Here is a 12,284-nt window from a genome sequence, read left to right as displayed (position 1 = left end):
TACGCGCGTGAGAAATTGGCCGCGCCAGGAAGGCGCGTCCTCTGAAACAGTAGCCTACCAGAGGCTGAGGCGCGTCAAATGAGGGAAAAGGGGGGTTTTTGGCAGGCTAGGCAAGGGCTTCTGACGAGAACGGCCCTGACAAGCCGCCGGAATTAACGCGTCTACGTCACCCCAACGCTCATCCCGCACGTAAATCGAGCTCAGGCTGGGATGCCGCGCGGCTGAGTGCACGGATGTCGGCGACCTCGAGCACCGCTTTGGGCGCGCCACGACGGGCAACCTCCAGCATCGCCTGGCCAATGTCTACAGTACTCAGAATATGGTTGGGGAAAAGCGCGCGCAGGATCGGCAGGACAAACCTGGCTGCTGCGTAGAACAGCCGGTACGAGCGGGTCTTCGAACGGGCGCCGTTCAGCGGTTCGATCACGCCGGGGCGAAACAGGTAGACCCCTTTGAACGGCAGTCGCTGCAGCGCGTTCTCGGTTTTTCCCTTGACCCGCGCCCACATGCTGCGGCCGCGTTCAGTGCTGTCGGTGCCCGCACCGGACACATAGACAAAGGTCATCTGCGGATTGAGGCGGGCCAGGGTTTGCGCGGCGGCCAGCGTCAGGTCATAAGTGAGCCGTGCATAGTCGGCCTCCTGCATGCCCGCGGACGATACACCCAAACAGAAAAAGCACGCGTCGAAGCCCGTCAACGCGCCCTCAACTGCCCGGTAGTCCATCAGGTCCGGCTGAATCAGTTCGACGAGGCGCGGGTCGAGCTGGCCGGTGCCGGTGCGGCCAACCGTCTGAACCACCTCGACGTCTTGTGCGCGCAGGCATTCGCGCAAGACGCCCTGCCCGACCATGCCGGTCGCGCCGAATATCAGAACCTTCATGATGCGTGCTCCATGATCGCGCTCGGCCAGCGCACGTTGAAACGTCCTTCGGAGATATCCCGCAAGCGCGCGGCGACTGCTTTGTCCTGCGCGTTGCGGGCGAGTTGAGCGTCACCCGGCGGCCGGCCGATCTGACGCGCAATGTCCCGCGTGGTCCAGTTTGCCATGTCGTTCGTCCTCAGGTGACCTTGAGCTGAGCTGCCCGCTCAGTGTTCAGGCTTTCGCCGGCGCAGCGGGAAACGGCGGCAGCGGCGACGGTGCGGAAAAATCGGTCGCGGCGCTGACCGCTCGCCAGGCTTCGCCGCTCGCGGCGCGCGCCTTGTCGCCTTCGCCTGCGTAATGCAACGCGTCGGTACCGAGCAGGAGATGCGCCGGCAATGAATCGTGATACGCGAGCTTCAGCACGACTTGTGCAACCTTCGCGGGATCGCCGGCTTCATGACCAATATGCTGGGACAACATCTCCACCACCGCGCCGATCGACAGCACATAGTCCGGCAGCAAGGTCGGCATCGCACCGCTCGCCTCCGTGCCCCAGTCGGTTTTCATGCCACCGGGTTCGAGAGCCGTCACGTGGACACCGAACGGCGCAAGCTCCTGACTGATCACCTCGGTGAACCCGCCGACCGCCCATTTGGCAGCCTGATACGCACTCAATCCGGCAATGCCCACCCGGCCGCCCACCGACGAAATCTGGATGATGTGGCCGGCTCGCTGTTCCCGCATCACCGGCAAAGCCGCACGCGTGACGTTCACCACACCATAGAAGTTGGTGTCGATCTGCGCGCGGAAATCGTCCTCGGTGGTTTGCTCGAACGGCGACAGGTGGCCGAAGCCCGCATTATTCACGACCACGTCGAGCCGGCCGAATGCATCGATAGCGGCTTGCACCGCGTGGCGGGCCGCCGCCGGATCCGTCACGTCTAGCGCAACGGCTCGAACCTGTTCGCCATAGCGCGTCAGCAACTCCGCCAACTGACGCGGATCGCGCGCTGTCGCCACGACGCGCTCACCGGCGCGCAACGCTGCCTCGACAATTTCACGCCCAAGCCCACGGGCACTTCCAGTAACCAACCAGACCTTCGACATCATGTGCTCCTTGAATTTAAATGAGCAAGCAATCACTCATTAATTAGACAAAAAAATCAGAAAAATTTAGTCTTGGGCAATCGCGTGCCAGAACGCTTCAAAGCCGGCCTTGCGATAACGGTCAGCGTCAGCCGGTTCGCGAGCGATGAAATCCATGGTGGTTTCGGCCAACGCCCCCATGATCGCCGACAGGAAAGCCGGCGGATGATCACGCAAAGCGCCGCTCGTCACGCTTGCCTGAATCATTGCATTGATGTCCGCGAAGGACTCCATACCCGTTGCACGCGTGCAATCGCTCAACCGCTCCGACACGGTCAGTTGCGCCATGGCCCGGCGCTTTTGTGGCTGGGCCACGCCCCAGTCGACAAACTTGTTCCACACATGCTGCATGCGATCGTGCACGCTGGCTTGCTTCGGGTAAGTCGTCATCATCACGTCGCGCAGGTCCGCCTTGATGTCCAGGTAGAGCTCGTTCAGCAACTCATCCTTGTTGTCGAAGTAAGTGAACAACGTGCCTTCCGCCACGCCCGCGAGTTTCGCAATGCGCGCAGTGGGCGCGCCCGGGCCCTGCTCGGCAACAATCTCCGTGGCGGCGGCAAGGATGGCGTTGCGTTTGTCTTCGCTTTTCGGACGGGCCATACGGGCTGTTCTGGCTACAAATAATAAATGAGTGATTGCTCAATCATATCCAGGGCAGCTCGCCGGTTCAAGTTATTTTTGTTGCTTGCTGCTGACCAGACCTCCATTGCTTCAATGGGATACGTCTGCAAATGAAATGATAATGAAAGATTAATGTTTTCATCACATGCCTAAATACACTTAAAACCATGCAAGAAGGCCCGTTCTTCGTGCATCGCATGCAAATTTAGTAGAGGAATACCCGCAATTCCTTCAGGTCATGAGAATCCGGTCCGATAACCGGTAAATGGGATACCCATTTGTTGCCCGACGTTCGACGCGCTTTCGTGAGGCGTCTTATGGGAGGCACAAAGGAGAAACCGCGCGGGGCTGCCGGCATGAACGGCAGTCAGATAGACGCTCCCATGCTCGGACCTGAGAGTCCATTACGAACACTTCAACGTTTCGTTATTGGAGAAAAAACGTGTCATTAAAAAACCTCACCATCAAGACCAAACTCATCGGCGGCTTCGGCATGCTGTCGCTCATTGTCGTCGCGGTTTCCGGCCTTTCCCTGAAAGCGCTAAGCGATTCGACCGATGGGTTTACCAACTTTGTACATGGCATCAACGCACGCGCCGACATGGTCGTGCAGGTTCGAACCGCCGTCGACCGCAGGGCGATCGCGGCACGCAACCTTGTGCTTGTCACCACCCCTCAGGACCTCGAAATAGAAAAAGCCGATGTGACACGCGCGCACGAAGACGTGGCAGCCGACCTGAAAAAGCTCAACGACATGACCGCGAACGCGACCGATACGTCGGATAAAGCACGCAGCCTCGTCGCGGAGATCAGCCGGGTCGAAGCGGATTATGGTCCGGTGGCCCTCAACATCGTCAATCTTGCGCTCACCAACAAGAAAGACGAGGCGATCGTCGAGATGGATACGCATTGCCGCCCGCTGCTCGCCAAGCTGATTCGCGCGACCGATGCGTATGCCGACTACACACGTTCACGCCAGGAACAACTGGTCAACGAATACACGGCGCACTACGAAAGCCAGCGCAACATGCTGATCGCGATCTGCCTCATCGCGCTGGGGCTCGCCGTCGGCTCGTGCGTGATGATCACGCGCGCCGTGACCGGACCGCTGCGTTTTGCGATCGATGTCGCGCGCACCGTATCGGAAGGCGATCTGCGCACGCAGATCACCGTCGACGGCCGCGACGAAACCAGCAAGCTGCTGAGCGCCCTGCGCGAGATGAACGAACGGCTGACGGCGATCGTCGGACGCGTGCGTGACAGCAGCACCAGCATCGCCGGCGCGGCGCGCCAGATTGCGGCGGGCAATATGGATCTGAGTCAGCGTACCGAGCAGCAGGCCGCGTCGTTGCAGGAGACCGCTTCGAGCATGGAGGAACTCACCTCCACCGTTAAGCAGAATGCCGACAACGCGCAGCAAGGCAGCACGCTGGCGGCGAATGCATCGTCGGTGGCGCAAAAGGGTAGCGAGGTGGTCGGTCAGGTGGTGAGCACGATGCACGAGATCAGCGACAGCTCGACCAAGATCGCGGACATCACGGGCATCATCGAAGGCATTGCGTTCCAGACGAACATCCTCGCGCTGAACGCGGCCGTCGAAGCCGCGCGGGCGGGCGAACAAGGGCGGGGTTTCGCGGTGGTCGCAAGCGAAGTCAGAAGCCTCGCGCAACGTTCATCGAGCGCGGCAAAGGAGATCAAGGATCTGATCGCCACCTCGGTGGACAGGATCCGCGATGGCTCGGCGCTTGCCGGCGAAGCGGGCAAGACGATGGCCGAAGTGACTCAGGCGGTGGCGCGCGTGACCGACATCATGTCGGAGATTGCAGCGGCATCCGTTGAACAGAGCCGTGGGATCGAACAGGTCAATCTCGCGATTACCCAGATGGACAACGTCACGCAGCAGAATGCAGCGCTGGTGGAAGAGGCCGCGGCGGCTTCGCGGTCGATGGAAGACCAGGGGCAGCAATTGAATGAAGCCGTGGCGTTTTTTCAGGTGAAGGACGCGCCGCACACGGTAGCGACTGCAGCGGCTGCGCCGGTTCGGCGGGAAGCGCCGCGGCGCGAGGTTGCGGTTGCCCCTAAGCGCGTTGTGCGGGCTGCGTCAGTTGCACCGATTGCACCGGTTGCCGCGCTTGCTACTGTGGGTGCGGATGACGGGTGGGATAAGTTCTGATTCATGAAAGTACCGCGCTTCCCGCATGACAAGCACGCGGGAAGCGCAGTTCATCACGACTCGGCGCGTCGTCTTCGCGCCGGCCGGTCAGGCGCTTTTTTCTGCAGCGGCAGGAAACGGCAGCGACTGAATCCGCCTGCCGGTGGCGGCGAAGATCGCGTTCGCCACCGCCGGCCCGACCGGGGCGACACCCGGCTCGCCGACACCCGTCGGTGCTTCGCCAGACTGCACGATATGCACCTCAACCTTGGGCATCTCGGCGAACCGCAGCACCTGATAGCCGTCGAAGTTGTTCTGCTCGACCTTGCCGTCCTTCAGCGTAATCGCGCTGTGTAACACCGCGCCTAAGCCGAAGCCGATGCCGCCTTCCATCTGTGCCGCGATAACATCCGGATTGATCGGCGTGCCGCAATCCACCGCACAGACGACGCGCTCCACCTTCACGTTACCGTCCTTGTCGACGGAAACCTCCGCGACTTGCGCAACAAACGTGTTGAACGCCTCGGCCACCGCGATGCCGCGCCCGCGGCCTTTCGGCAACGGTTTGGCCGGGTCCCAGCCCGCTTTCTGCGCGGCGAGTTCGAGCACGCCCCGCATGCGCGGTTCATGCGCGAGCAGATCGCGGCGGAAAGCGAACGGATCCTTGCCTGCCGCGTGCGCGGCTTCGTCGATGAACGCCTCGACCGCAAATGCCGTGTGCGAGCTGCCGACCACCCGCCACCACAACACGGGCACACCGGTCTGCGTAGTCGTCAGTTCGACCGAGATGTTCGGAATCGCGTAGGCAACGTTAGCGGCCCCTTCGACAGACGTCGAGTCGATCCCGTTCTTGACCATCACGCTGGCGAACGGCGTGCCGGCGAGGATCGACTGACCGACAATCCGGTGCCGCCAGCCCACCAGCTTGCCGTCGGCGGTGAGGCCCGCGTCGAGCTTGTGGAAGTACATCGGCCGGTAGAGACCACCGTGGATGTCGTCCTCACGGGTCCACTGCAGTTTGACCGGCGTGCCGTTCGCACCCAGCGCCTTCGCGATCGACACGGCCTCGACGATATAGTCCGAGCGTGTGTTCGCGCGCCGCCCGAAGCTGCCGCCCGCATACAGCGTGTGAATCTTCACCTGCTGCGGATCGAGCCCGGCCGTGCGCGCGGCGTTGCCCTGGTCGACGGTCTGAAACTGGTCGCCGGCCCAGATCTCGCAACTGTCGGCGGTGAGCTTGACGACGGCGTCGAGCGGCTCCATCGGTGCGTGAGCGAGGTACGGGAACGTATACGTGGCCGAGATTTTCTTCGCCGCGCCCGCGATTGCGTGCGTCGCATCGCCGTCCTTGCGGGCGGATGCGCCGGGCTGCTCGGCGAGCTTCCGGTATTCGGCCATGATCGCGTCCGAGCTGCGCTTTTCGGCCGCCGAATCGTCCCATTCGATCTTCAGCGCGTCGCGGCCCTGCTTCGCCGCCCAGAAGCCCTTCGCGGCCACCGCGACGCCACCCGGCACCTGCACGACCGAGACGACGCCGGGCACCGCTTTCGCGGCTGATGCATCGAATGACTTGACCGTCGCACCGAAGAGCGGCGGACGCTGCAGCAGCGCCACCAGCATGCCGGGGAACGTCACGTCGAGCGTGAACTGCGCGGTGCCGTTGGTTTTCGCTGGCACATCGACGCGCGGCAACTGCTGGCCGATCAAACGAAAATCTTTCGGCGACTTGAGCGTGACCGTGTCCGGCACCGGCAAGCGGGCCGCGGCCGACGCGAGCGAGCCGTAGGTCGCGGTCCGGTCAGTGGCCGCGTGATGAACGCTGCCGTCGCGCGTTGTCAGCTCGGACGCGGGCACCTGCCACTGCGCGGCGGCGGCGGAGACCAGCATCGCGCGCGCTTTCGCGCCGGCTTCGCGCAATTGCATCCACGAGTTGGCCATCGCCGAGCTGCCGCCCGTACCCTGGATCGTGCCGAACGCCAGATTCGCGTAGCGCTTCGCATCGGCGGGCGCGCTTTCGACACGCACGTCCTGCCAGTTCGCATCCAGCTCTTCCGCGACGATCGTTGCGATACCGGTGTACGCGCCCTGGCCCATCTCGACGTGCTTCGCGATGACCGTGACGCTGTTGTCCGGCGCAACGCGCAGGAACGCATTGGGCGCGAACGTCGCGTCGGGCATGGTGGCGGCGAGCGCGCGGCGGCCCGTGCCCGCCCATTCGAAGCCGATGGTAAGACCGACTGCCGCGACGGCGCCGGCTGCTTTCAGGAAGGTCCGGCGCGACGGGCGTACCGCATCCTTGAGATCGAGATCGGTCGTCATGGTCAGGCCTTCAGGGTGGCAGCGGCTTCGTGGATGGCCGCGCGGATGCGGGTATAGGTAGCACAGCGGCAGATGTTGCCGTTCATCGCGGCGTCGATGTCGGCGTCAGTGGGCGTGGCATTATGTTCGAGCAAGGCTGTCGCGGACATGATCTGTCCGGACTGACAGTACCCGCACTGCGGCACCTGCAGCTTGACCCAGGCGGCCTGGATAGCTTTGGCGGGCCGGCTTTCGATGCCTTCGATGGTCGTGATGCGCTTGCCGGCAATCGCCGCGATCGGCAGCACGCACGAACGGGTGGCCTCGCCTTCCAGATGAACCGTGCAGGCGCCGCATTGCGCCATGCCGCAGCCGAACTTGGTGCCGTGCAGGCCCGCGTCCTCGCGGATTGCCCAAAGGAGCGGCGTGGTGGGATCGGCATCGACCGTAACGTTCTTGCCGTTGAGGACAAACGATGTAGACATGGAACCTCTCCGTGGGGAAAGCCCGGACTTGGCGCCGGGTGTACGCGGCAGTGTGTACCCGGCGCCTGCCGTTGCGCTTACACAATCCTGCAAATTTATTGAACAATGCTGCAAATCCAACAGGCAGGCCGCGCTTGCCTGGCAGCAGTTGGGTATGCTCGATTCCGTCCACGGATTTCCATGCGCATGAAACAGCACTCTTCCCGGCTCGATCCTTCGGCAGCACGCGAAGCGGCGCGCTGCGAACTCGCCGCGCTCATCAGCCGCTTCGCGCCAACCGACGGCACCCACCAGACGGCGATTCCGTCGCTGACGTTCTATCGCTACTCACAGCCTGTGGATCTCGGCTGCGGCGTGACGAGCTCCGCATTCGTGTTCGCGGCGCAGGGCGCCAAGCGGGTCATGGTCGCGGGGCAGGCGTACGTCTACGATCATCTGCATTGCCTCGTGACGTCGGTCGATCTGCCGGTGATGTCGCAGGTGACGCGGGCGTCGCCCGACGCGCCTTATCTGTGCGTGAAGTTCACACTCGATCCACAGCGCATCGTCGAACTGGCAACGCAGTTACGTCTGCCCGAACCGGATGCCGCATCGGCAGGCGAAGGCATCGCCGTGGGCTCGTTGTCGGCACCGGTTTTCGACGCGGCATTGCGGCTAGTACGATTGCTCGATACTCCGGGTGACATTCCCGTACTCGCACCGCTCATCGAAAAGGAATTGCTCTACCGGCTGATGACGAGCGAGCAGGGAAAACGGCTGCGGCACGTTGCGGTGAACGGGAGTCAGACCTACCGGATCGCGCGGGCGATCGAGTGGATCCAGACGCACTACACCGAGCTTTTGCGAATGGAGACGCTGGCACAGGCGGTGAACATGAGCGTGTCGTCGCTCCATCATCACTTCAAGAACGTCACGACGCTGACTCCGCTGCAGTATCAGAAGCAGTTGCGGCTACACGAAGCCCGCAGATTGCTGCTCCGGCAGACTGGAGATGTCGGGTCGGTGGCGATCCGGGTCGGGTATGACAGCCCCTCGCAGTTCAGTCGCGAATATAGCCGGCACTTCGGTGCGCCGCCGCTTCGCGACATTGCGCAGTTGAGGCGCTTGGATGGGGTGGAGTTTCGGGAGTAGAGGTGGGTCGCGTTCACGACATCCATTCACGACATCTCTTCCGGGGGTGATGGATGCGTTTGCGCTTCGCTGGAAATAAAAAACCCCGCGAGCCTTTCGGCTGCGGGGTTTCCGGACTTTCGTAGACAACCTTGGATGTGATCTTTGGTGGAGAGGAGGAGGATCGAACTCCCGACCTTCGCATTGCGAACGCGACGCTCTCCCAGCTGAGCTACCCCCCCAACGTGCAAACAATTCTAGCACAGGCATTTTGCGTTTTGCCAAGCCCCCGCGGGGGTAAAACCCGGCGGCAAAACGCGTGGCAAAACATCACTTGGACGGTGCGCCAGCCAGCACCCAATCCACTACCGTGCGGATATCCGCATCGCTCATCGATTGATGCGCGGGCATCGGAATCATGCCCCACACGCCGGAGCCGCCATCTTTCACCTTGCGCGCCAATTTCGCCGGCGCCTGCGCATCACCCTTGTACTTTGCAGCGATCTGCTGGAACGACGGGCCGACCAGCTTGCGGTCCACCGCGTGACATCCCATGCAGGCATTCGAGTTCGCAACGATCTGACCGCGCGGCGCATCGGCTGCATGCGCTGAAGACGCAAGCGCGCTGCCCAATGCGCTAACCGTCAACATCGCGGCAATGAAAGCAATGCGCCGCTTCATGGTGTCGTCGCCGCCGGATTACCCGGATGCACCGAGTTCGAATTGCTGACCGGCGCCGGCGCCTGCTGCTCGAGCGGACGCGCGCTCACCGATGAGTCAGGAATCGCACCGACGGTCGGCGCATTCGCGTCCGGCTGCGCAGCAACTGCCGGCGTGCTGGCCGCCGCGGCAGCCGCGGCCGCTTCCTGCGGCTGGATGTACTGGAACACCTTCACAACCTGCACCACGCCTGGCACGCGGCTCGCAACGTCGGCGCCGCGATTGCCTTCGTCCATGGTGACGAGGCCCATCAGATACACCGAGCCGCGCTCGGCCACGACCTTGAAGTTGTTCGCCGAAATGTTCTTCTCGGCGATCAGCGCAGTCTTGACGCGCGTTTCCAGGTACGTGTCATTGGTACGCGACGAGAACGAGCTGGCCGGCATGATCGCCAGTTCGTTAACGATCGTGTTGACGTTATTCAAGCCACGCACGATGGTCTCCGCCCGCTGCTTCGACACGTCCCCGGCCACCTCACCCGTCAGCAGCACACGGCGATTGAACACCGTCACGTTGACGTGCGCGTTGTCGGGCAAGTTCTGGCTGATCTGCGACAGCGCCTTCACCTGCAATTCACGATCCTCGGTCTGCGCGCCGAGCGTGCGCCGGTCGGTTGCCACCAGCGCGCCGCCGCCCGCCGCCCCGGCGACGGCCAGAAAGCAACCCTGCAACGTCGCGGACAATCCCGCCGCGAACCCAACCACCAGCACGGTTCTCACCAGTGTCTTCTTGACGCGGAATACGCTCATCAACTAGCTCTCCTTCGGAATCAATCTCAGTCTTCGCCCAGCAACATGGCATCGATGCCGTCGCACAGACAATGGATGGTCAGCAAATGCACTTCCTGAATACGCGCGGTGCGATCGGACGGCACACAAATATGGATATCGGTATCGCCCAGCACTTCCTGCATGCGGCCGCCGCCCTTGCCAGTCAGCGCCACCACGATCATTTCACGCTCGTGCGCGGCCTCGATCGCAGCCAGCACATTGGCGGAACTACCGGACGTGGTGATCGCCAGCAGCGCATCGCCGGGCTGGCCAAGGGCCCACACCTGCTTCGAAAAAATCTGCTCGAATGAGTAGTCGTTGGCGATGGCGGTGAGCACCGACGTATCGGTACTCAGCGCGATCGCGGGCAAGCCCGGGCGCTCGCGCTCGAAGCGGCCGATCAGTTCGGCGGCGAATTGTTGCGCGCCGGCCGCCGAGCCACCGTTGCCGCACGCAAGAATGCGGCTGCCGTTGGCCAACGCGGCGAACAGCGTGTCGATCGCAGCGGCAATCGGCATCGACAGGGTTTCGAGGGCTTCGAGTTTGACCGCCGCACTGTCGCGGAAGTGTTGTTGAATGCGTTCGACTGACATCGAGTCTCTGTTTTCTACCGCGAATGGACCGCAATGCGCGATCGTGTTGTGAAGTCGTGTTATGAAGTCGTATTGCGAGCCGTACCGGCCAGGCCCGTACGCGAGCGCAAGTTTATCGCACTCACGTGCATTCTCAGCGCACTGCGTCAGACTTCGTCCGCGCGAAAAGCATCGCGCAGCCACACGAGCCGGCCGGCTTCGAACGCAATCACGTCGAAACGGCAGGCAGGCTCATCGTGCGAATGCCTGCAGCGGGTAGCCAGATAATGCCGCGCAGCACGCACGATACGCTGCTTCTTCTGCCACCCGATGCTTGCGGCCGCACCGCCGTAATGCCGCTGCGCACGCGCGCGAACTTCGACGAACACCAGCACACCGTCACGATCGCGCATCACCAGATCGATCTCACCGCCCCGGCACAGCACATTGCGCGCGACGAAGCGCAAACGCTGCCGTTGCAAAAACTCCATCGCACGCGCTTCGAAAGCTGCGCCGACGAGTTTGGACCCCGTTGGTCTCGAAAAGTTGTGCGGCTGGATTGGGTGGCACAATGGCGGCCTCGTTCCGTCTGTCTGCGTTTTCTGCCTCATGACTCCTCTCTCCGAACTCGCGCAAGGGCAGCAGTACCCTGCCGCCGCGCTTTATGTGGTGGCCACGCCGATCGGCAACATCGCCGACGTGACGCTGCGTGCGTTGCATGTACTCGGACTGGTGGATCGCATCGCCGCCGAAGACACCCGCAACACAGGCCAGCTACTCGCGCGCTACGGCATCTCGAAACCACTCGTCGCGGTTCATCAGCACAACGAGCGGACCGCGGCGCTGCGCCTGATCGAGCATCTGCAAGCGGGCGAACGGGTGGCCTACGTATCCGATGCGGGCACGCCGGGCATCTCGGACCCCGGCGCGAAACTCGTCGACGCGGTGCGCGAAGCCGGTTTCCCGGTGATTCCGCTGCCCGGCGCAAGCGCGCTCGCCACCGCCTTGAGCGCGGCCGGCGACTGGGTCGCGACGTTCTCGTTCCTCGGCTTCCTGCCGCCGAAGGCCAAAGCCCGCGCCGCCGCACTGCAACCGCTCGCGAACCATCCTCATGCAATGGTGTTCTACGAGGCGCCGCATCGGATCGTCGAAACGGTGCAGGCATTGGCCGACGCATTCGGCGGCGAACGCAAGCTGCTGATCGCACGCGAATTGACGAAGTTACATGAAGCGCTGCACCGCGGCACCCTGGCCGAAGGGCCAGCGTGGCTCGCCGCCGATCCGAACCGGCAACGCGGTGAGTTCGTTCTGGTGGTGGAAGGCGCACAGCCGGAAGCCGTCGGCGAACACGATCACGACGCGTTGCTGGGCATCCTGCTGGAAGAATTGACGGTGAGCAGCGCGGCAAAAATCGCAGCGACCCTCACCGGAGCGTCGCGCAACGCGCTCTACACGCGCGCGTTAGCGCTGAAGAAAGACGAGGGATAAGGCGGGAGAAGGAAGGAATGTCCGCTGGCAAATCGGGCTCGCAGCGCGAACCATGATCGC

General features: G+C 62.9%; 13 protein-coding genes and 1 tRNA gene. 3 read left to right on the top strand and 11 right to left on the bottom strand.

What is annotated here, in order from left to right:
* Positions 1-178: 178 nt before the first annotated feature.
* The 4 genes from GH665_RS00945 to GH665_RS00930 all read right to left on the bottom strand — a co-directional run bounded on the left by GH665_RS00945 (position 179) and on the right by GH665_RS00930 (position 2,608).
* Positions 179-880, bottom strand: coding sequence for an NAD(P)H-binding protein (locus tag GH665_RS00945; protein ID WP_153134304.1), 702 nt, complete (start codon positions 878-880; stop codon positions 179-181).
* Positions 877-1,047, bottom strand: a complete 171-nt coding sequence (locus GH665_RS00940) for a hypothetical protein (RefSeq protein ID WP_153134303.1) — start codon at positions 1,045-1,047, stop codon at positions 877-879. The genes GH665_RS00945 and GH665_RS00940 overlap by 4 nt, the downstream gene beginning before the upstream one ends.
* 46 nt (positions 1,048-1,093) lie before the next feature.
* A complete protein-coding gene (locus GH665_RS00935; RefSeq protein ID WP_153138156.1) occupies positions 1,094-1,969 on the bottom strand; it encodes an SDR family NAD(P)-dependent oxidoreductase in 876 nt (291 codons plus the stop codon).
* Between the two features lie 66 nt (positions 1,970-2,035).
* Positions 2,036-2,608, bottom strand: a complete 573-nt coding sequence (locus GH665_RS00930; RefSeq protein WP_153134302.1) for a TetR/AcrR family transcriptional regulator — start codon at positions 2,606-2,608, stop codon at positions 2,036-2,038.
* Between the two features lie 463 nt (positions 2,609-3,071).
* On the opposite strand from GH665_RS00930, the gene GH665_RS00925 reads away from it, so the two are divergent.
* A complete protein-coding gene (locus GH665_RS00925; protein WP_153134301.1) occupies positions 3,072-4,802 on the top strand; it encodes a methyl-accepting chemotaxis protein in 1,731 nt (576 codons plus the stop codon).
* Between the two features lie 87 nt (positions 4,803-4,889).
* Here the strand turns inward: GH665_RS00925 and GH665_RS00920 are convergent, their stop codons facing one another.
* Complete coding sequence (locus tag GH665_RS00920; RefSeq protein WP_153134300.1) at positions 4,890-7,100, bottom strand: xanthine dehydrogenase family protein molybdopterin-binding subunit; 2,211 nt, start codon at positions 7,098-7,100, stop codon at positions 4,890-4,892.
* Between the two features lie 2 nt (positions 7,101-7,102).
* Complete coding sequence (locus GH665_RS00915) at positions 7,103-7,564, bottom strand: (2Fe-2S)-binding protein (RefSeq protein WP_028197795.1); 462 nt, start codon at positions 7,562-7,564, stop codon at positions 7,103-7,105.
* Positions 7,565-7,750: 186 nt separating this feature from the next.
* Between GH665_RS00915 and GH665_RS00910 the strand changes: the two genes are divergently transcribed.
* A complete protein-coding gene (locus GH665_RS00910) occupies positions 7,751-8,695 on the top strand; it encodes an AraC family transcriptional regulator (RefSeq protein ID WP_425496027.1) in 945 nt (314 codons plus the stop codon).
* 145 nt (positions 8,696-8,840) lie between these two features.
* Here GH665_RS00910 and GH665_RS00905 read toward each other — a convergent pair.
* The 5 genes from GH665_RS00905 to GH665_RS00885 form a co-directional block, all read right to left on the bottom strand.
* A tRNA-Ala gene (locus GH665_RS00905) sits at positions 8,841-8,916 on the bottom strand.
* 88 nt (positions 8,917-9,004) lie between these two features.
* The gene (locus GH665_RS00900) at positions 9,005-9,325 is read right to left on the bottom strand and encodes a c-type cytochrome (RefSeq protein WP_425496044.1); all 321 of its coding nucleotides are present in this window, start codon (positions 9,323-9,325) and stop codon (positions 9,005-9,007) included.
* A gap of 26 nt (positions 9,326-9,351) precedes the next feature.
* Complete coding sequence (locus GH665_RS00895; RefSeq protein ID WP_153134297.1) at positions 9,352-10,143, bottom strand: BON domain-containing protein; 792 nt, start codon at positions 10,141-10,143, stop codon at positions 9,352-9,354.
* Positions 10,144-10,169: 26 nt separating this feature from the next.
* Positions 10,170-10,757 (bottom strand): phosphoheptose isomerase, encoded by a 588-nt coding sequence (locus GH665_RS00890; protein WP_153134296.1) that lies wholly within the window; start codon positions 10,755-10,757, stop codon positions 10,170-10,172.
* A gap of 146 nt (positions 10,758-10,903) precedes the next feature.
* Positions 10,904-11,347: a YraN family protein gene (locus GH665_RS00885; protein ID WP_153134295.1), complete on the bottom strand. Its 444-nt coding sequence runs from the start codon at positions 11,345-11,347 to the stop codon at positions 10,904-10,906.
* Between GH665_RS00885 and rsmI the strand changes: the two genes are divergently transcribed.
* Complete coding sequence (gene rsmI, locus GH665_RS00880) at positions 11,346-12,224, top strand: 16S rRNA (cytidine(1402)-2'-O)-methyltransferase (RefSeq protein ID WP_153134294.1); 879 nt, start codon at positions 11,346-11,348, stop codon at positions 12,222-12,224. The two genes, GH665_RS00885 and rsmI, sit on opposite strands and share 2 nt — an antisense overlap.
* Positions 12,225-12,284 lie beyond the last annotated feature (60 nt).

The sequence above is a fragment of the Paraburkholderia agricolaris genome (assembly GCF_009455635.1).
Lineage (GTDB): Bacteria > Pseudomonadota > Gammaproteobacteria > Burkholderiales > Burkholderiaceae > Paraburkholderia > Paraburkholderia agricolaris.
This window is presented reverse-complemented; position numbering and strand designations above follow the sequence as displayed.

Bases quoted from the DNA above. Each gene is read 5' to 3' on its own strand.
- rsmI (WP_153134294.1), top strand. From the start codon at position 11,346: ATGACTCCTCTCTCCGAACTCGCGCAAGGGCAGCAGTACCCTGCCGCC.
- GH665_RS00885 (WP_153134295.1), bottom strand. From the start codon at position 11,347: ATGAGGCAGAAAACGCAGACAGACGGAACGAGGCCGCCATTGTGCCAC.
- GH665_RS00930 (WP_153134302.1), bottom strand. From the start codon at position 2,608: ATGGCCCGTCCGAAAAGCGAAGACAAACGCAACGCCATCCTTGCCGCC.
- GH665_RS00920 (WP_153134300.1), bottom strand. From the start codon at position 7,100: ATGACGACCGATCTCGATCTCAAGGATGCGGTACGCCCGTCGCGCCGG.
- GH665_RS00935 (WP_153138156.1), bottom strand. From the start codon at position 1,969: ATGTCGAAGGTCTGGTTGGTTACTGGAAGTGCCCGTGGGCTTGGGCGT.
- GH665_RS00900 (WP_425496044.1), bottom strand. From the start codon at position 9,325: ATGTTGACGGTTAGCGCATTGGGCAGCGCGCTTGCGTCTTCAGCGCAT.
- GH665_RS00895 (WP_153134297.1), bottom strand. From the start codon at position 10,143: ATGAGCGTATTCCGCGTCAAGAAGACACTGGTGAGAACCGTGCTGGTG.
- GH665_RS00915 (WP_028197795.1), bottom strand. From the start codon at position 7,564: ATGTCTACATCGTTTGTCCTCAACGGCAAGAACGTTACGGTCGATGCC.
- GH665_RS00890 (WP_153134296.1), bottom strand. From the start codon at position 10,757: ATGTCAGTCGAACGCATTCAACAACACTTCCGCGACAGTGCGGCGGTC.
- GH665_RS00910 (WP_425496027.1), top strand. From the start codon at position 7,751: ATGAAACAGCACTCTTCCCGGCTCGATCCTTCGGCAGCACGCGAAGCG.
- GH665_RS00945 (WP_153134304.1), bottom strand. From the start codon at position 880: ATGAAGGTTCTGATATTCGGCGCGACCGGCATGGTCGGGCAGGGCGTC.
- GH665_RS00940 (WP_153134303.1), bottom strand. From the start codon at position 1,047: ATGGCAAACTGGACCACGCGGGACATTGCGCGTCAGATCGGCCGGCCG.